Origin of the sequence: Alkaliflexus imshenetskii DSM 15055, from assembly GCF_000517065.1 — a bacterium.
GTDB lineage: Bacteria > Bacteroidota > Bacteroidia > Bacteroidales > Marinilabiliaceae > Alkaliflexus > Alkaliflexus imshenetskii.
Map to the genome: position 1 here is coordinate 3,216,633 of NZ_KI912105.1, position 20,855 is coordinate 3,237,487.

Sequence of the window (20,855 nt, forward strand, 5' to 3'; positions counted from 1 at the left end):
GTTAATTTAATAGTATCACAAAGTGTCAAACAAAACAGGTTAGGTCACAATCAATCGCAAAAGTGGAATTAATATAGCCGTAGCCAGTCCCATTAAGCCAATGCTCAGGCCGCTGATTGCGCCTTCGATGGCCCCTATTTCGATGGCACGTGCTGTGCCTATGCCGTGAGCGCTGCTGCCCATGGCCAATCCACGGGCTATTTTACTTCTGATGCCGGTTTTATTCAATACAAAAGGACCAACAACTGCACCAAAAATTCCCGTAACCACAACCACCACAGCTGTGAGGGATGGCAATCCGCCAAACCTTGCCGATATGGCAATGGCAATGGGTGTGGTCACAGATTTTGGCTCCATGGAAGCGATGATGATTTCATCTGCACCCATCCATCGGGCAATGAACACCACAGATACAATTCCTATGACACTGCCTGTAACGATGGCCGTAAGTATTGAAAGCATATTTCTGCGTATCAGTTTTACCTGCTCATACAACGCGTAGCCAAGCGCCACCACCGATGGCCCTAACATGAAATCAATTAAAAAACTACCCTGCTCAAAAGCGGCATATTCAACTTGTAACAGCGACAGAATGGCAATGATGACCAGAATGCTGGTGAGCACAGGGTGAAGCAGGCTCAAACGGGTCTTTTTATAGAGCCATACTGCCGCCAGATAGATGCCAATCACAAATGTTAAAGTGAAGGGCTGCATGGTAAATAGTGTATTCATCATTTCTTGCGTTCAAGTAGTTGTTGAATCCAGCCCACAGAAACCATCACCAATAGGGTGCTTATTACAATTGTGGTGACGATGGCTGGCAATGCCCCACTGAAATAGTGTGTGGTGGCCATCAATCCCACGCCTACCGGCACAAAAAAAAGTGCCATGTTACCGGTTAAGAATATGGCCACTTGCCTGACTTTCTCGGGTTTTACCCATCCGGCCAACAGGCTGACGAACAGCAGAACCATGCCAATAACGCTGCCGGGTATCAGTTCTCCCATCACCATGCTAATAACTGTTCCCAGCGTGTAAAACAGAAAAATGATAAATATGCCGTACATATTTGTTTTATTGATATTTGGTTGTTAATGATTATATGCTGAGTAACTTCTTACTTTTTGTCTGAATTGTTGGTTTGATGTCTCATGCAATAAGTGAATTTTCAGATTGTAAGACTTGTGTGACTTTTTCAGAATAAGTTTGCGAGGATGATTCACACGTTTAGGAAAACCTGTCTCACCTGTCTCATATCTCACAATCTTACATCTGTTTTTCTAACTATCTAAAGTCTAATCATCTTACATCTAATCATCTTTTTTCATCTCTCTTTTTAATGATATTTGCAAAGAGAATGAAAAAATGTGAAATGGCCGATTTTTTCGTTTTTTTTTCAGCATTTTTGAATATCAAACATCGTCAGTTATGCACATTTGTTTCATCATTGCAATGGAGGCCGAAGCCGCTTCTCTAATAGAAAAATTTTCACTGGATGAGGTAACTCATTTTGCATCCGGACTGCCTATGTGGGCCTGGAGCGGATTGCAAGGTGCTGACCAAATTTCTGTGGTTGTGAATGGCAAGGATGCCGATTACAATCTGGATTTAATTGGAACGCAAGCGGCTACCTTGTCAACCCATCTGGCCATAAACCACTTTAAACCCGATATGATTATCAGTGCCGGAACAGCAGGTGCTTTTCAAAGCAAAGGCGCAAATATTGGAGACGTCTATTTGAGTTATCCGCATGTGGTATTTCACGATCGTCGTGTGGACATCCCGGGTTGGGACAAGATGGGTGTGGGGCGTTTCCCTGTGTATGATGTGCGCGAAATGGCACTTACCCTGAAATTGAAAACGGGTGTGGTCACAACCGGAAACTCGCTCGACATGCCCGAAACGGATGAGGCAACCATCCGGGCAATAGGAGGAGAAATTAAGGAGATGGAGGCGGCTGCCGTGGCCTGGGTGGCGTCGTTGCATAAGGTGCCAATGTTTTGTGTGAAATCCGTCACCGATTTGGTTGATTCAGCACATCCCACCCACGAGCAGTTTTTAAGTAACCTGCGCCTGGCAGTGGAAAGTCTCACAGAAGTTTGCCTGAAAGTAGTTGGGTATATACTTGTACATAAGCCATAAATATCTGTTTTAAACCTACTCTTTGCATTCATTAACACCCTTTGCAAGGTTTCACCACATTTTATGGGTAACTTTGTGGCCTTTTTACGGCTGTTTTGTAAATATTGTTTATAATCAGACGGTTACATTCTTACTCATTCCAAGGAAGTCAATAAATGATTACAGTATCCAATCTCGCCATTCAGTTTGGCAAAAAGTTTCTTTTTCAGGACGTTAATGTGAAGTTTACTCCCGGCAACTGCTACGGCATCATTGGTGCCAACGGGGCCGGAAAGTCCACGTTTCTCAGGCTTATAAGCGGAGAGCTTGATTCTACCCGCGGCTCTGTGTTGCTTGCACCCGGCGAGCGTCTGTCGGTTTTGCGTCAGGATCACCATGCTTTTGACGATTTTAATGTGCTCGATACAGTGCTCATGGGGCACGAAAACCTTTGGCAAATCAGTAAAGAGAAGGATGCGCTTTACGCCAAAACGGAATTTACCGAAGCGGACGGCATTCGTGCATCCGAATTGGAAGAGCGTTTTGCCGAAATGGACGGCTGGAACGCCGAAAGTGATGCAGCGTCATTACTCAGCGGCTTGGGCATCAGGGAAGAGCTGCACAGCCGCCAGATGAGCGAACTCAATGGTAAAGAGAAGGTGAAAGTGCTGCTGGCACAGGCATTGTTTGGAAAGCCCGACAACCTGCTGCTGGATGAGCCTACCAACGACCTCGACCTTGAAACCGTGCGCTGGCTCGAAAACTATCTGGCCAATTTCGACAACACACTGCTGGTGGTGTCTCACGACCGCCACTTTTTAGATTCTATCTGTACGCACATTGTGGACATCGATTTTGGAAAAGTTCAGCTGTTTGCCGGAAACTATACTTTCTGGTACCAGAGTAGCCAGCTGGCTCTGCGTCAGCAATCGGCTCAAAACAAGAAGGCCGAGGAGAAGAAAAAAGAACTTTTGGAGTTTATTCAGCGATTCAGTGCCAACGTGGCCAAGTCGCGACAGGCCACAAGCCGTCGTAAAATGCTCGAGAAGCTTAACGTGGACGAGATTCAACCCTCTACACGCCGCTATCCAGGTATTATTTTTACGCCAGAACGTGAAACGGGTAATACCATTCTTAATGTGAATGGATTGGCTAAAAAGAGCGAAGATGGCACACATCTGTTTAAAGATGTTACATTTACCGTTGAGAAGGACGAAAAAGTGGTTTTCCTATCGCGTAACCCGCATGTGACAACCGCGCTTTTTGAGATTCTGAGCGACAACGATCAGCCCGATGAAGGGCATTACAAGTGGGGAGTGACCATCACCACCGCTTATTTGCCAATGGAGAACAGCCGCTTTTTTGAAAGTAAGCAGACGCTGGTAGAGTGGTTGAGTATGTATTCGGCAGATACCAGTGAATCATTTTTACGCGGTTACCTCGGAAAAATGTTGTTCTCAGGAGAGGACATCTACAAAAAGGTGAACGTGCTCTCTGGGGGCGAAAAAATGCGCTGTATGATTGCGCGCATGATGCTTCGCAATGCCAACGTGATGCTGCTCGATAATCCTACGAACCACCTCGACCTGGAAACCATTCAGGCATTCAACAACACCCTCACAGGCTTTAATGGAAACATTCTGATGAGTTCGCATGACCACGAATTTATCAACACTGTTTGTGACCGTATCATTGAGATTACGCCCAACGGAACCATCGATAAGCTAATGAGTTATGACGATTATGTGAACGATGAAGGCATTGCAGAACTGCGACGCCAGTTGTACGGTGATAAATAGAGATTGTGAATTGGCACCCCTATAGTGTCATCAAATATCAAAAGCCGGGATTCCAATATTGGAATTCCGGCTTTTTGAGTTGAAGTTGTATTCCTGATTTAAATTAATGGATTTTGTATGATGGAAGAATTTAATTAGATCGTAAAGCGTATTAGAATTTCTCTACTTTAATGCATCTAAGCGCCTGATATTTAAATGTATAAAATCCAGTTGTCTAATATCTAGTTATCTAACATCTAATTATCTAACATCTTTTCTCTACAATATAGCCGGCTCAAATACTGGTGCGAGCGCATTTATGACCATTTCAGGTGCTTTCATGGGTTTGCGGGTGTTTGCGTCCACAAATACTACGGTGGACTCTGCGCTGCAAACCAGCTCGTTACGTTCGTTTCTAATCTCAAATGTGAAGTTAAACCTCACGGCGGGCATTTCATGAATGATGGTGGTAATTGTCAGAGGCTCGTCGTAGTGTCCGGGTCGATGGTACTTGAGGTTCATTCCAATAACGGGCATCATGATACCAGATGCTTCCAGATTTTTGTCGTTTATACCAAACTTACGCAACAGTTCAGTTCTGGCCTGGTGGCAATAAGCCACATAATTGGCATGGTACACATATCCCATCTGATCCACTTCATCGTAGCGTGGCCTGATAACAAAAGTGTCTTTCAGCATAATGTTGTTTTGTTCTGATAAAGCTCGTTGCCTATTGGTGAATTGCCATTTAGTTGCTATGGCTGTTATGTTTTCTGTTATTAGAAATTTGCGTTTTTGTATTTTTGTGGTGCTGTTTTACACCAAATCATCCATTTTTAAAGTGCGCAAAATTAGTCAAATAAAGGTGTGTGATACTCGCCTGAAGCGTAAAAGTTACGAAAATTAGCCATTTATTGAGTTCTATTTATTTATTTTTGTGCCCATACATTTCTGGTTTTCGTTTCAAGCTGACAATCCTCACCCCATAACAGAGTCTAAATGGGCATATTTGTGCCTGCAAAACATTACAATATGACATCTACCACCAAAAAGAAGAAGAGTTTTTTTGACTATTTTCTGAATTTTCTGGAAAGGGGGGGGAATGCCCTACCACATCCGGCTACTCTTTTTGCCTTGTTTGCTCTTAGTGTACTGGCACTTTCAGTAATAGGACATTGGCTCAATTGGCAGGCTGCTCACCCGGCAACAGGTGAGATGATACAAACGGTAAACCTGCTGTCCAAAGAAGGGTTGAGCCGCGTGTTAAACGAGATGGTGAATAATTTTACCTCTTTTGCCCCCCTTGGAATTGTGTTGGTAGCCATGTTGGGTATTGGCATTGCAGAAACGAGTGGCCTCATTGGGGCATTTATTCGTATGCTCGTACTGTCGGCTCCCAAGCGCATCCTTACTTTTGTAATTGTATTTGCCGGCATTATGTCCAATGCTGCCAGCGACATTGGCTATGTATTGTTGATTCCGTTGTCGGGCGTCATCTTTCAGGCCATGGGCAGACACCCGTATGTGGGAATGGCTGCTGCTTTTGCCGGTGTTTCCGGGGGGTTTAGTGCCAATCTTATCATAGGCACCATCGATCCGCTTGTGGCTGGCCTTTCTGAGGAGGCAGCACATATTTTAGACCCATCCTACCACGTGAATCCCACGGCCAACTATTATTTTATGGTCGTCTCCACATTTTTAATTGCATTTGTGGGTACATGGGTTACCGAGAAAATCATACAGCCACGCTTCGGGCTATATGAAGGTGAGGTGAAGCAGGAAGTGATTGAGCCGCTTTCAAAGCAGGAAAAAAAAGGAGTGCTATGGAGTTTGGCCGTAATGGTTTGCTGGATTGCTGTGATATTACTCGGGCTTTTGCCATCCGACGGTATTTTGCGAGGCGAAAACGGTGGTTTGTTGTCCTCACCTGTTATCAGGGGCATTATAACGTTCTTGTTTTTAATTGCCGGAAGCATGGGGGTGGTTTATGGTGTTATTGTGGGTAAATTTAAGAGTGATACCGATGTGGCCAACGGCATGGCGCAAAGTTTAAAAACATTGGCCCATTATATTGTTTTGGTGTTTTTTGCAGCCCAATTTGTTGCCTATTTCCGTTGGAGTAATCTGGGCGTTATCATGGCCATCACGGGCGCCGAGACTCTGGTAGAGGCAAATATGGGCGTAATTCCATTGATGATTCTCTTTGTGCTGCTGGCTTCCATGGTCAATATGCTTATGGGCAGTGCCTCGGCCAAATGGGCCATCATGGCACCTATCTTTGTGCCCATCTTTATGTTACTTGGCTATTCACCGGAGTTGTCGCAGGCTGTTTACCGTATTGGCGATTCTGTGACCAACGTCATCTCGCCCATGATGAGCTTCTTTGCGCTTATCATTGCCTATTTTCAAAAATATGATAAGAATGCCGGATTGGGAACCATCATTGCCACCATGATTCCTTATTCCATCGCATTTTTTATCGGATGGTCAATTTTATTGATTGTTTGGATACTTACTGGTTTGCCGCTTGGCCCGGGCGCAGAGCTTTTTTATGAATTACCCGCAGCCGTTGGCAATTGATGTTACAAATCAAAGTGGTAAGATTCGTTTAGTGTGTCGCCATTGAGCCATTTTTGGATGAGTGATGCATCTTGAATAAAATCATGTAGCATCCATTCCAGTGGAGCCTCTTTTGAGACGATCTTTTTTTCATCCAGCGCGGTGACAAAACCATGATTGAGGTGACGACCGGCGTCGAGCATAAAACCAAACAGCGCAGGTTTCACCTTTGGATTGGCAGGTGTGTTGTACTTTTGTATGCAGGTTTTAACATCCGACGAGAGGTATATGCGACAAGCCATTGGGCGCACCTGATAGATCGAACACGCACCGTTTTGCAGCAGGGGGCAAGGCTGGTTCACAGTAAGAAGTTCCTTGCCTGTTAGCGCGCGCGTGTAGGCCGATTTTTTTGCAGCCTTTTCTGTGATGAGCGCTATCGTTTCTTTAGAGAAGCGTTGCCTGATGTATTCGGCTATGATAAGTATTTCGTGCGTGAGGGCAAATACCGGTTGATGACAACACCAGGCACAGCCCATTTTGCAGTCCACCGATACACCGTTGCGGTTGCATCGTTCCAGAAAGGAGGATGTCAATAGATCAATCTGCTCATAAAGCTGCTGTGTGGTGTGTGTGATGGCAGACATATTTGATGCATCTGTTATGGCATTGCCAAGGTTGTAGCCATCGTTAAAAAAGAGTTGTTCGTAAGAGTTGTTTGTCTCAGCCATTGTAATACATTTGAATTGGCCTGAAAGGTAGTAAATCACCAACAATTTGCACACATTTACATCAAACGATACGGGATAAAAAACAGGGACTGCCCTATGAAGACAGTCCCTGCGCAACACCCAATTAAAAACCCTCTAACTCTAAACAAACCTCAAATTAAAAAGACAAATCTTCTTCGCCGGCAACAGGTACTTTTTGCTGCACCTCGTAAATGTGGCGCACGCATTCGCCTTTGCTGCCAAATGGTGAACTCATGGCCAACAGATGCCCTTCTTTGCTGCGCAAATGAAAAACATATCTGCCGCTCTCTGTTTGCCACTTATCAAATTCAATATGGCCGGTGACTTGACGCCGCAATACAGCAATGCCATCCTTACACTCAGTTTTGGTTTCAAAGCGCGGACTCCACAATACAGGACGATCCGCGGAATCCTTCAAGAAGAACTGGTATCCTCCTTCCGATTTTCTGTTAATTACAAACTTCATCATTTTTTGTTGGATAAGGGATTGATAAACAAACTCACTGGTAATACATACAATGATTGTTGGTAATTGATCTCAACAAAAACCTATGATTGGCTTTCGCTGCGGTTCTGATTTCAATAACCTTTATTCGTTAATAAATTTATATTATGCTATAAACCTGTCTCGGTTATTATATAACTTGTTTGGTAAAGCCCCTTAATTCGTTCGGATTTGGTTTAGTCGGTTTGGGATATCATTCCTTATTTTGTTTTGCCTGTTTTTATAGGGCATGTTAATCTAAGTTAATACAATAGGTGACAATTGTCAATATCCAATGTCAACTATTTTTATTTTGAATAATCGATTTTTTATTATCGGACTCATTTTTTTTCTTATGAAAAAGAATCATACTGTTTATTGATGCAGTATTATGTGTGGTATGTACATTAACTGTCAAAACGATTGGTAGTAGGGCTTTTTAATACCTTTTTTAAGTTGAGAACTGCTGAAGAACAGAGTCACTTTTTAGTGCCAAACACCGAGAAAATTTGATATAGCACCATCTCCTTCTATAATCTGCATGTATGGTTTTAATTAAAATGATGCTTCTTTTTATTGGACAACTATAAAAATTAATCATATTTTTGCTTCAAATATAATCCGGTATGCCATGTATTTCTCTTCAAACTTACGACTCCTGCGAAAGCGTAAAAGTCTCACACAGGACGATCTCGCCTCCATTCTTGGAATTAAGCGGCCAACATTAAATAATTACGAGAATCAGATTTCGATGCCGCCAGTGGATATGCTGGTTAGGTTCTCCGACTATTTTGGCATATCCATCGACACTTTGGTTCGGATTAATTTGGAGTTACTCTCCGGCTCTCAGTTGGGTGAACTTGAAAATGGCTATGATGTATTTGTGCGAGGCGCCAGGCTTCGCGTACTAACTGCCACGGTTGGCAACGACAACGAAGAGAACATTGAACTGGTACCCGAGAAAGCAAAAGCCGGCTATCTTACCGGGTTTTCTGATCCTGAATACATCGTGTCGCTGCCGGTTTTCAGGTTGCCATTTCTCGATAATGCCCGAAAGTATCGCACGTTTCAGATAAGCGGCGATTCCATGCTGCCCATTCCACCGGGTGCTTATATTACCGGTGAGTTTGTACGCGACTGGCTCACAATTAAGGATGGACAAGCCTGTATTATCTTCACTTTGAACGATGGATTGTCGTTTAAAATAGTGGAAAATCATATTAAGGAAAAAGGTGTGCTCCGATGCCATTCGCTCAACTCGCTTTTTGAACCATACGATGTGTCTGTGTCCGATATCCGTGAGATTTGGAAGTTCGTTCATTTCATAAGCTCCGAATTGCCATCAGGGCATATTGAATTGGATCAGATACTGCGCACATTAAACGGCATTCAGCATGATGTGGGAGAGCTGAAGAACAAACTCCTCTAATGTTGGTTTAAACTATCGTTTTTCAATTTTTATAGCAGATTATCCTATTTTTGTATTAATCAACCATTTTTAAACCATAGAATGCTGAAAGAATAAGGTCATCTCAGGTAATTCCTTAGTCACTTTGCTTCTCTGCATTTTGCCATCTAATTTTATGACCAACATCAAAGCCTGGATTGTATCGTTTAGACTTCGCACTTTACCACTTGCGTTTTCAACCATTTTCATGGGCAGCGTGCTCGCAGCTGAGATGGCGTTTTTTAATGCCAACGTAATGCTATGGGCTTCGCTTACAACGCTCTTTCTACAGATTTTATCCAATTTGGCAAACGATTACGGCGACGCGGTATCCGGAGCTGACAATGCCGATCGTGTAGGACCTCAGCGCATGATCCAAAGCGGGGTGATTTCGCTTGCGCAGATGAAGATGGCCATGTATATCTGTGGTGTATGTGCTTTTGCATCCGGTCTGATATTGCTATGGATATCATTTGAAGGCGTTTGGCTTCAGGTACTTTTTTTATTGTTGGGAATGGCTGCCATTGCTGCTGCCGTAAAGTACACGGTTGGCAGCAGTCCTTACGGTTATCGGGGACTTGGTGATGTGTATGTCTTCATTTTCTTTGGTTTGCTGGGAGTGGCCGGAACCTTTTTCCTGCATAGCAACTACTGGTCGTGGGGCGTGCTGTTACCGGCATCTACCATTGGTCTTTTTAGTGCCGGAGTACTTAACCTGAATAACCTGCGCGACATTGAATCAGACCGTAACAGCAATAAAATCACGCTGGTGGTGCGCATGGGCGCTAAAGCTGCTGTTTGGTATCATCTTGGTCTTATAGCCGGTGGCTGGGTGCTGATGGCTACGTATATTCTTCTCTTTTCCGAATGGCGCATATTTTGGCCAGTGGTTTTATCGCTGCCGCTGTTTGCCCGGAATATTCTGGTTGTTTTCAGGCATAATCAACCTTCTCAACTAGATGGAGAACTGCGTAATCTGGCCCTTTCAACGCTCATTTTTGTGGTTTTAAGTGCACTGTCTGTAATGTTTCTTTGATTTGTGTGCAGGTAGGTTTTTATAAATTTCTATTAGTATCCGTTATAATTTTGAATTTACTTGAATGTGTTTGTACACAAGGAAACCTGTTGTTTTTTGTTTTCCTGGGGACTGCTTTCCGCCTCAAGGAATTTTCGTTAAGAAAATCAAATTGATTGTCGTTTGAAAATCCGGGTTGTTTAAGCGTAGCGAGTTTCCCGGATTTTAGACAATTGATTTGATTTTTAGAAAATTACTTGTAGCGGCGGCCTTTTTTGCTTCCTTTTTGGGGCTGTAGCCAAAAAGGAAGAGCCCGTGCGGCTTGAGCACTTAAAAGATAGAGTGTGTTTTTACCGGACAATAATGTCTCTTTATTAAAAAACAAGTAATGCTACCCAACACATACCAGGCATCGTATCAAGCTTACCAGCTTCATTTTAAGGAGCCTGGCGGCACTTCCAGGGGCGTTCTGTTGTCTAAGATGAGCTACTTTGTTACGGTGTGGCGCACCGGATTTCCTGAAATTAGAGGTGTAGGGGAGTGTTCCATCCTGCCAGGGCTTAGTCCGGATGACAAACCGAATCTTACGGAGATGTTGGATTGGTGCTGCAACAATGTAAATGAGATTGAAGGTGATTTTCACGACAGACTAATGGAGTGGCCAGCCATCCGTTTTGCCTTCGAGATGGCATTCAGGGATTTGGAGTTGGGTGGTCGAAGAATCTATTTTGATTCAGATTTTCTGAATGGTAGTCGAGGCATCTCCATAAATGGGCTTATTTGGATGGGCAACATCGAGGAGATGTCCATGCGCATTCGCCAAAAACTCAATGATGGGTATAACTGCCTAAAGTTGAAGATAGGTGCCTTGAATTTTGAGGAGGAGCATGCGTTGTTAAAAGGGCTGCGCAAACAGTTTGACCCGCAAACACTCGAACTTCGCGTAGACGCCAACGGAGCTTTCACCCCTGAAACCGCACCTGCTATATTAGAGAATCTGGCAAAACTATCGATTCACTCCATTGAACAGCCCCTAAAACATGGACAGTGGGAGGCTATGGCAACACTTTGCCGCAATACACCCATTCCCATCGCCCTCGACGAAGAGCTCATCTCCATCCACAATGAATCTCAGCGCAAAGAGATGCTCAACTACATCCGGGCACAATACATCATTCTAAAACCAAGTCTCACCGGCGGGTTTCTATCCTCTGAAAACTGGATTACCCTTGCATCTCAGGCAGGATGTGAGTGGTGGGTCACCTCTGCCCTCGAAAGTAATCTTGGCCTCAACGCCATTGCACAATGGACGGCTACGCTCCACAATGCCATGCCTCAGGGGCTTGGCACCGGGCAGGTGTTCACAAACAATGTGGAGTCGCCATTGAACGTGGAAAGAGGCGTGCTTTGGTACAGAAGTTAGGTTGGTGCATGCTTTTAACTATGATTCTCCCGAAAGCGCAGAAGAAACATCACATTGTTGGTCTCTTTGGGCTACTTATTCTCAAAATGAATACTCCATCAGCGTGTGCGACATACAAATGCATTGTATGATATGTAATTGCTATTTCTGCGGTTAAGTTTAAACCATCTCTTGATTCAATTCACAATTGTTGCTGGGGAATTCCCCGTTGATATTTTACGCCCTTCAACCATACCGATTTAAATTTTAACAGTTTATGCGCAGTGGCTTGTCTGTTTTCTATTCATGAGATGCTATAGACTCACTGTTATATGGGTTTTCCCGAATTTTTTATCACCAATTTTAATATGTTTATTATTGAGTCTTTTTTAACTTTTTAACTGCAACCAATTGAGCTTGTTGGCGTATAAAAACTCAATATTAATAACTATTTTTGTTGTTTTATTTTATGTGAAGCCGCTGTTTTTGCTTCATTTCAAATAAAACCAAACTGAAGATTAAACGTTTAAAATTGATATTACCGTTTTCGTAAACGGGTATTTAAGTGTTCGAATCGAATAAATTGTTGGTTTATGAGGAAGATATACACGCGAAGGACAATGATGATGGTGGTGGTGTTTGTTGTAGCAGCATTGTCCATCAACGCCCAAACCACCTGGTATGCATTAAACACAGGTAGCTGGGACAATCCCAATAACTGGACGCTGGATCCGGCAGCGGCAATACACTACAACCCATCCAATAGTTTTCCGCAATTAACCACAGACAATGTGGTTATTAAAACCGGTGTAACCATTACTGTTCCTGTTAAAGACCCGGCGCTTGTGCTAAATTGTGGCACTATTACCGTTGATGGGCGCCTCGATTTGGGAACTACCACCGGGCATGCTTTTGCTGTCATTCGTGGTAGCGGACGCATCCTGATGAAGGCTGACAACTTCCCTGCCGGTAATGCAACTCATTTTGTCACAAAAGGACAAGGAGAAGGAACTGTGGTTTTTCAGGGCAACTCATTTGCCATAACCAACACACGCACTTTCTATAACATGGAAGTTGAAATGAGTGCAGGACAATCGCTTGCACTTGGTGCCAATGTGATTCTTAACGGCAACCTGAATGTAATTACCGGGGCACTTAATATTGGTAACAGCACTACCGCTCGCACTTTGATTGTGAACGGAAATGTTACAGTTAATAATGGTGCCGCCTTTGGGGTGGGATCTGCGAATGCCACCCACTCTCTCGAACTTTTCGGCAATTTTACCAACAATGGAACTGTGCAGTTCTCCAATTCGGCACAATATGCAGCTGCCAATAATGGGGCTGTAAAAGTGCTGTTTAGAGGAGCTTCTAATAATAGTTTGGTGGCCAACGGCACTACCAACTTCTATAGAATGATTGTGAACAAAGGTGTTGACCAATCCTTTGTGTTGTCATTTTCTGCTAACAATACCAACAATTTCAAACTATTTGGTCCTGTAACCGGCACTACCGGAATCGATGCTTCTGATGGAACTTTGGGCTGGGAACAGCTACCAATTGTACTGCGCAATGGAACACTTAAGTTAGGTAGTAACATTGTTATTCCAATTTTAGGACACAATAGGGGAAGTAATAACCCAAGGGAGTTTACCATACCTCCAACATCTCGATTATGGATTGATGGAGCAAGTGTTACATCAGCACCCACACTGGGAGCCGGAGTGGAATGGAGCGGTGTCACAGTACGTGGTACACTTAGGGTTTCGGCGGGAGTTTTAACTACGCCTGCCAACTCTTCGGGGATAACTTATAGTGATAACGCTGCTACTCCTGCATCATTAATTGTTGAAGGAGGAACGCTTAATCTTACAAATATTCGCCGTCGCGATACGGAAGGCTTGTTAAACTTCTCTCAATCGGGTGGTACTATAAACTTTCTTACCGCTGGATACTACCATAATACTTGGGCCAATAATGGTCAAAATGCTGTTTTCTCATTGCCCGATAATCGTCAGGTTTTTGAAATGAGCGGTGGTTCCATGGTATTTGGGATTGCGAACGATGGTCACGTTGGTGGTATTAATATTGAGTCGCAAGAGGGTAATTACTTTGTTACCGGTGGAACAATTGAAGTGCGGGTTCCAATAGGTAGAGATTTTAAGATTCTGTCTAAAGCACCATTCTACAACCTCAGTACCGTTTCAACCGGCTCAACCCAAAAAGTTTGGATGACCAATCTGTATGGTGATAACAATGCCTATTTTGATGGCAATCTCGTTGTTTTAAATGATTTGAATATTGCTGCCGGAACCACCTTTGATCCGGGTTCGTATAATCTGTTTCTGGGCAGAAATCTAACCATAAACGGAACGTTTGCAACAGGAGGTAAAATAACACTGAATGGTTCGGCAAATGGTACAGTTACCAATAACAGTACTACTTTTACTATCAACAAACTATTTGTTGAGAAAGAGCAACCTTCGGCATTGATAAACCTTGCCGGTACTGGTAATTTTGCAATTACCGACAGTCTTACATTGGTTAGTGGTAATTTAAACATGGGCAGCAAGCAGGTGCCTGCACAAGGTCACATATCCCTATTTAACGGCAGCATACAAAATTCCGGTTCCGGGCGACTGGTTTTGTCGGGTAATACATCCAGGAACCTCTTCTCAGCAAGAGGTAAAGATTTATCCTTTGGGGTGATTGAACTCAACAAAACTTCCTCGGCTCCTCACATCACACTTACAAGTGCAGCTAAAGCCAGTGAGGTAATTTTTACCGGAAATCAAATTATGAATCTGGACATCCATAACCTCGAAATAGAAGAGGCCGGCACCTACAAAGACCAAACATGGACAGCAAACAGGATGTTCCGTACGGCCGGAAATGCTTCCGATGGTGGATTGACATTACCTGTGGTGTTAAATGGTAATTACGGAGCTTCAAATAATTCAACTGGAACAATCGTGCAAGTATTTCCTGTTGGTATTGATGCGGGCTATAATCCGATGACTTTGTACGCCAGAAATACATTAAATACATCTGGTATTGTGCGTGTTGTTCCCGTGAATAAGCAGCACCCAACAGTTGATGATAGTAAAAAGAATGATGCGATACCTTTTTATTGGCGTGTTTGGAATAATGTTGATGTAACAGTTAGTAGTTTGCGCTATCACTTTTTGTTTGGTAGCAATATTGATAACAATTTGCAAAAAGCCAGAGTTTTAACTGATTTTAACTGGGCAGAACCAAGTGCTTCTTTCCCAGGAAATACTTCCATTAATTTCGATTTTGGAGCACCTTTAGAGCAGGATTACACTTGTGGAAACCAATCAGCTTTTAACAGCATTACTCGCTTGTATAGTAAAACATCAGGAAACTGGAATGATGCAGCTACATGGACAACCAATGCCGATCATACAACAGGCACCGGTTCTGTTCCCAAATCGTACGATGTGGTTATAATTGGTGGTGCAGGAGCTACCAACCATAACGTAACCATCAGCGCCAATGGAGCAGTTGCCTCACAGGTTTACATCAAAGGAAAATCCGTAACCAACATTGGTGTTGGTAATGATGTAGTTGCGCCACCTACATTAACCATTGCCCATAACACATCGGGACATAATATCGATTTGATTAAAGGACATGGGCGGATAGTGCATCAGAATAACTTTACTTATAATAGTGATTACCCACGTATTAATGGCGATTATTCAGAGTTCTGCAACAGCACCGAAGCTATTTTGGAGTTTACCGGTACCGGAGCAGGCCCCAGAATAATGCCTGCCAATACTATTATTCCTGTTTATCCTAATTTGCATATTACCGGAACAGCCGGAACATCTCAGTTTAATGGTGGTGGTGACTTAAGAGTGAAAGGTAATCTGGTTGTTGCCAGTACTACTTTTAATTTGCCTGCTATAAATAACGGGATGGTTACGGTTGATGGTAATGTTATTATTAATAATGGTACAGTTGGCTTTACAACCGGATATAATCATCACATGACCATAAATGGTGATTTAATATTCACCGGCAATGGTACTTTCAATGGTCAATCAGGTTCAGCAGATAAAAACCTGTTTTTGAAAGGTAATCTGAGTTTGGGTAACGGAACCATTCAGTTTAACAACACTCAAAAGATTAATCTGGTATTTACAGGCAATAATTCTGTAACCTACTCAAAAGGTTCGGGAACTGCCAATATCTTCAGGGTAACTATTGATAAGCCGGAAGGGCAAAAAGTGCATTTTACGGCACCGTTTAATTTGGGAGCTGCAACCGATGGTGCTACTAAAGCCATTGTTTTGAAGTCGGGTATGGCACATCTCGATAATTCCGGTATTGACATCAATCTTTCAACGGGAGGTGCTGACTTTAGAATTCCATCAAATACAGTGCTGAACGTTGACAATGGTGCCAAAGTAAATATTGGAGGTGCCACCAATACAGGTTTATGGCTCGATGGCAGCCTGATACTCAACAATGGCGCACGAGCAAACTTCGACCGTGGCACAGGAAGTGCTCTGGATAACTACATACAATATACCGCATCTGGAAATGCTTCTATTTGGATAGGTAATGGTGCCCAGTTGCATGTGGGTTCACAAATACGACGTCAGACTACCACAACAGCAGGCACACTTAAATTTACACAGGCCAATGCCAATACCACTGTTCAAATAGCTAAAAACAGTGCGCCGGTTAATGCCCGTGGCGTTTTTGAAATCCTAAACGAGGGCTCATCTTTTGTACAAACAGAAACCGGCTCATCCTTTTCCATATTGCGCGGACAACCTTCGCCAGCCATTGCAGCACTCTATTTTGATCCGGCCTCGGCTTCTATTGCTACAGGCAGCGGCTTTGCGATAGGTGGTGGTGTAAATGGTCAAACCATCCGGATATATGCCGGCAAACCATTACAGGATTTAACTATCAATAGTGTTAATGCTCCTGTTGCGCAATTGGACGTATTACCCCTCACCCTCAACGGTAACCTCACCATAAACACCGGCGCCACCTTTAATGCCAATGGTTTGGATGTGAACATTAAAGGTAACATGGTAAATGCCGGAACTTATAATGCAGCAGGCAATACCACCTTTTTTAGTGGTATTGTAAATCAGACGCTTACCGGTGCCACCACCTTCCATAACCTTGTAAAGAATGGAGGAACAGCCCGACTCACTTTAAGCAGTGCAACGCCTGTGACTGTTAGCAATAACCTGACATTGACATCGGGCAGCTTTGATACTGGCATTAACAATGTCACCGTATTAGGAAATACAAGAATAGACCAGGGGTTTGTAACCCTGAGCAGTGGTGCAAGCGAAGGTTTTGTACTACAGGGAGCCACGCAGCAGCAATTGACCGGTTCAGGTACATTTGCCCGATTAACTGTAGATAATCCCGAAGGGGTAATTGTGCCTACGCAGTCGTCGTCGGTAAACTATAGTGATCAGCTAAGGCTGAAGCGAGGCGTTCTGGATATTGGTCGCAACCTGATGATACTTGAGAAGAATGCTACAGTTGTGGCTGTGAATCCATTCTCGAGCAGCAATATGATTCAGACCAACCTCTCCTTTACCGATGCCGGAATCATGAAATATATTCCTGCCGGGGCGCAAACAGTTGTCTATCCCATTGGTTCAGGAGGCAAGTACACGCCGGTAACACTCAATGTTACTGCCAATACTGCTGACAATGGTTTTGTGCGTGTTAAAGCTGCCAATGAAGCACATATCACTGTACTTGAAGCAAATCGCAACAACGTTCTGAATTATAACTGGACGCTGGATGCAGGAGGCGTATCGGGCTTCTCGGGTAATGCCGTGATGCAGGCCATACCTGCCGATGCAATGGTGACTGCTCCCAATACGCTCAGCGATTACATTGCTGCACGTATTCTTGCGGGGGGTATCGACTGGAATAAACTGGAGAACATCATTCAGGGATCTGAGCTAATCGAAGGTTTTAATAAAGATACATACCAACTGGTATTTCGTTTTAACAATACAAATGCCACATTGATAAATGGCGATTATACTGCCGGAGTTGCTACGGCCATTCCCGACCAGGTGCCATCATACATCACCATGAATAATGGCAACTGGGCTGATGCCTCAACCTGGGCTACTTATAATCCAATTACCAATGTCACTGGAGCTGTTGGGGAGAATATTCCTGCAGGTGGACCACGTGGTAGCATTGTGTTTGTGAATCACAATCTTGCCATCACCGACAACTTTATGTCGGCTTACCGCACCCGAATCAATGCTACGGGCGTTGTGAATATTGGCAATACCATTAACCACCGTTTCGGGACCGTGGCCGGACAGGGACGTTTAATTCTGCAAAATGGATCATTCCCTGCTGGTACTTATGATGAGTTCTTTGCCCCCACAGGCGGTACGGTGGAGTTTGCCGGAAGCGGCAATTACGACATCCTCAGCGAGTTGCCCGTGGTAAACAATGTAGTGTTTTCCGGTACCGGCACAAGAAGATTGTCAAATCTGGAAACCATCATCTTCAATGGTAACATGGAACTATCAGGTCCTGTGTTGGTGAATGAGTTTAGTAAGATAAATGCTGTGAAAGGCAATATCATATTCAACAGCGGTAGTTACAATGCCAAAGAAGGAACAATCTCTATGTCCGGAACCGGTCCGCAAACAATTGGAGGAACAGCATCATTTACCGGAACAAATGGCTTGTATAACTTTGTGGTGAACAACAGTGCAGGTGTTACGCTCCAACGGCATTTAGAGGTGAAAAATGAGTTGGCATTTGTAAAAGGTGTTATCAGCACTAGCGATGCAGCCATCCTAACCATCGCCAATACCAATACAAATGCAATTACAGGCGCATCTGCAACCAGTTTTGTGAATGGTCCGTTACGTAAAAGCATCAATGCCGGAAATGCTTTTGCATATCCTGTGGGTAAAAGTGGACGCAATGGTGAGCTTTCTGTAAACAATGTGTCTGTAGGTGGTTTATGGATGGTCGAGTATTTTAATAGTGGTGCTGCGGATCGGGGTTCTTTTGATAGCTCTGTTAAATACGTTAGTGCCAACGAATATTGGAGCGTGACTGCCCCCTCGGCAAGTGCCAATTCAGTTGTAACCCTAAGGTGGGATGCCAATAGTGGTGTTAATCCCGATGATGCTGCTTTCAGGGTGGTTAGCTCAACAGGTTCGGGCTGGAGCGCTGTGGACTTTACCAACAAAACCGGCAACATGTCGGGTGGTACTGTCAACACTGTTTCGCTGGCATACAACAATAACCGCAGGTTTACCTTTGGTTCAAACAGCATCGATCCTTACACATGGACAGGCGCTGCAAACACCACAAACTGGTTTACTGCAGGTAACTGGGCTGGAAACACTGTGCCTTCAGCATCAAATAATGCCATTATTGCCACATCAACACATCAGCCTGTTATTGAGGGCAGTGTCATTGCACAAACCAATGACTTAAGTGTTAACAGCGGCGCCACCCTCACCATCAATCCCGGAGGTAAACTTACCATTAACGGCAATTTAAATATTGCCCAACCCGGTGGATTGGTCATCAAGAACGAAACAGGACAAGGAAAAATGGCCTCGGTGATTACGCATGGTGCAGTGGCAGGACATGCGAATATACAACTCACTTTGCCCAAAGAGCAGTGGTTCTATCTGGGTAGTTCCATCCAGAACCCAACATTTGGCAATTTCAGTCCCGGCGCCAATGGTAGTGGTACTTTTATTAATGTGTATCGTGATAAGTGGTATTCTACTTATACACAGCACAGCAACACAGCATTGCGCTCTATGGAAGGTATCGCTGCGTTTTACGTGGTTCCGGGTGCCGAAACTACCAAGCAACTCTCATACACAGGGGTTTTAAATACAGGAGCCATGAGTCGAACTTTTGTTGAGAATCGCTATCAACTAATGGCCAATCCATATCCAAGTTTCATCAACTGGCAGAATGATGCCGGTTGGGATCGGGCGAATTTTGAGCCTACCATCTGGTATCGTGCAAAAGTGGGCGAGGCTATGGCGTTTATAACTTACAACCGGTCTGCATTACCGGGCGCAAGAGTGGCCCTTTTCCCGGATGGAAACAGCACGTTCAACGAGGAAGAACTCGCATTGATAGCGCCTATGCAGTCGGTGTTTGTGCGTCCTCTCGCTGCCAATGCGCAGATTTCTGTTGACAATACCGCTCGTGCGCATGGATTGCCCATCTCGCAGCTTAAGAGCAGTAGCTCGGAGCATGGCGATGTGGTGCGTATTGTGGCTGACAATGGCGTTTCGCGCGATGGTGCTGTTATCTATTTCTCTGCACGTTCCACCGAAGGTATCGACTCAGGTGACTCTGAGAAATATAGGAATGATGACAATCGTGTGCCGGAGATTTATACAAAAGTAGGTGGTCGTGAATTGGCCATCAACGGCATGCCCCAACTGGTGGCAGCTAATCGTACCATTCCATTGTCGGTTCGTAACCGTCAGACTGGTGAAGTCACATTGACTTTCGACATGAGTTATTTCAACGGTATGCACTCTGTCTATTTGGAGGATAGAGATACCGGTGCCCATAGCAACATCACCCGTGGTGGCAGCTACACATATACTGTTGCAGAAACCGGTGAGCGCGATGATCGTTTCATGCTTCATTTCTATCAGGTGTCTACCAGCATAGAGCCAGACGTGGAAGATGGCCGTACATCTGCCGGCATCAATATTCTGAGTATGAATGGCAAAGTGTTGGTGAGCTTCACGCCTGAACTGCTTCAACAAGGCGAAGGTATCATTGAACTTTACACCATCGAAGGGCGCAAGGTAAGTGAGACCACTGCACGCAACAGCAGAACCATCATCATGTTGCCACGCGAGAGTGGCGTGTACATTGTGCGCGCTAAAGCTGGTGGAGCTGTTAAGAGTGAGCGGGTGATTGCTGCTAGCAGATAGATTATTCTATTTATATACAAATGAGGGCTTCACTTGCAGTGAAGCCCTCATTTGTATAATACACTTTTGTTTTAGCTACAATTTTAAACTTATTCTAAGGGTTTCACTTGCAGTGAAGCCCTCAACTAATATTGTCCTATTATATGTTTTTTAGGCATAAGGTATGTTGATGTGGCATTTTATTTACTCGATGTAGCAATGACTATTACACTTGATGCTTTACAGATTTTAATCTGCTATTATATAATTAAGGTGCCGGATGACCAATGGATTCTGATGCAAGTATCAACCCTCTGGCTGTGAAATTAATCCAAAATTAACACCTCTCTTTTTT

At 44.0% G+C, this 20,855-nt stretch carries 12 protein-coding genes; 7 read left to right on the plus strand and 5 right to left on the minus strand.

What is annotated here, in order from left to right:
- Positions 1-39: 39 nt before the first annotated feature.
- Together ALKIM_RS0113590 and ALKIM_RS0113595 are read right to left on the minus strand one after the other, a co-directional pair.
- Positions 40-735 (minus strand): LrgB family protein, encoded by a 696-nt coding sequence (locus ALKIM_RS0113590; RefSeq protein ID WP_218916709.1) that lies wholly within the window; start codon positions 733-735, stop codon positions 40-42.
- Positions 732-1,067, minus strand: coding sequence for a CidA/LrgA family protein (locus ALKIM_RS0113595; protein WP_026475120.1), 336 nt, complete (start codon positions 1,065-1,067; stop codon positions 732-734). Before ALKIM_RS0113595 ends, ALKIM_RS0113590 begins: the two co-directional genes overlap by 4 nt.
- Before the next feature lie 361 nt (positions 1,068-1,428).
- Here ALKIM_RS0113595 and ALKIM_RS0113605 point away from each other — a divergent pair, with 361 nt between their 5' ends.
- Together ALKIM_RS0113605 and ALKIM_RS0113610 are read left to right on the plus strand one after the other, a co-directional pair.
- Positions 1,429-2,142 (plus strand): phosphorylase family protein, encoded by a 714-nt coding sequence (locus ALKIM_RS0113605; protein ID WP_084555892.1) that lies wholly within the window; start codon positions 1,429-1,431, stop codon positions 2,140-2,142.
- A 155-nt stretch (positions 2,143-2,297) separates the two neighbouring features.
- Entirely contained in the window at positions 2,298-3,920 is a 1,623-nt protein-coding gene (locus ALKIM_RS0113610) for an ABC-F family ATP-binding cassette domain-containing protein (RefSeq protein WP_026475122.1), read from the plus strand.
- A 258-nt stretch (positions 3,921-4,178) separates the two neighbouring features.
- On the opposite strand, the gene ALKIM_RS0113615 is transcribed toward ALKIM_RS0113610, so the two are convergent.
- Positions 4,179-4,598 (minus strand): acyl-CoA thioesterase, encoded by a 420-nt coding sequence (locus ALKIM_RS0113615; RefSeq protein ID WP_026475123.1) that lies wholly within the window; start codon positions 4,596-4,598, stop codon positions 4,179-4,181.
- 333 nt (positions 4,599-4,931) lie between these two features.
- Here ALKIM_RS0113615 and ALKIM_RS0113625 point away from each other — a divergent pair, with 333 nt between their 5' ends.
- A complete protein-coding gene (locus tag ALKIM_RS0113625) occupies positions 4,932-6,479 on the plus strand; it encodes an AbgT family transporter (RefSeq protein WP_026475124.1) in 1,548 nt (515 codons plus the stop codon).
- 2 nt (positions 6,480-6,481) lie between these two features.
- Here the strand turns inward: ALKIM_RS0113625 and ALKIM_RS0113630 are convergent, their stop codons facing one another.
- Complete coding sequence (locus ALKIM_RS0113630; RefSeq protein ID WP_044117958.1) at positions 6,482-7,186, minus strand: YkgJ family cysteine cluster protein; 705 nt, start codon at positions 7,184-7,186, stop codon at positions 6,482-6,484.
- A gap of 157 nt (positions 7,187-7,343) precedes the next feature.
- Positions 7,344-7,676, minus strand: coding sequence for a YegP family protein (locus ALKIM_RS0113635; RefSeq protein WP_026475126.1), 333 nt, complete (start codon positions 7,674-7,676; stop codon positions 7,344-7,346).
- Between the two features lie 646 nt (positions 7,677-8,322).
- On the opposite strand from ALKIM_RS0113635, the gene ALKIM_RS0113640 reads away from it, so the two are divergent.
- The 4 genes from ALKIM_RS0113640 to ALKIM_RS0113655 all read left to right on the plus strand — a co-directional run bounded on the left by ALKIM_RS0113640 (position 8,323) and on the right by ALKIM_RS0113655 (position 20,521).
- A complete protein-coding gene (locus ALKIM_RS0113640) occupies positions 8,323-9,120 on the plus strand; it encodes an XRE family transcriptional regulator (RefSeq protein ID WP_026475127.1) in 798 nt (265 codons plus the stop codon).
- A gap of 154 nt (positions 9,121-9,274) precedes the next feature.
- Positions 9,275-10,174: a 1,4-dihydroxy-2-naphthoate octaprenyltransferase gene (gene menA / locus ALKIM_RS0113645; protein WP_026475128.1), complete on the plus strand. Its 900-nt coding sequence runs from the start codon at positions 9,275-9,277 to the stop codon at positions 10,172-10,174.
- A gap of 367 nt (positions 10,175-10,541) precedes the next feature.
- Positions 10,542-11,576, plus strand: a complete 1,035-nt coding sequence (locus ALKIM_RS0113650; RefSeq protein ID WP_026475129.1) for an o-succinylbenzoate synthase — start codon at positions 10,542-10,544, stop codon at positions 11,574-11,576.
- A 572-nt stretch (positions 11,577-12,148) separates the two neighbouring features.
- Positions 12,149-20,521, plus strand: coding sequence for a T9SS type A sorting domain-containing protein (locus tag ALKIM_RS0113655; protein ID WP_157363913.1), 8,373 nt, complete (start codon positions 12,149-12,151; stop codon positions 20,519-20,521).
- The last annotated feature ends 334 nt before the right edge of the window (positions 20,522-20,855 follow it).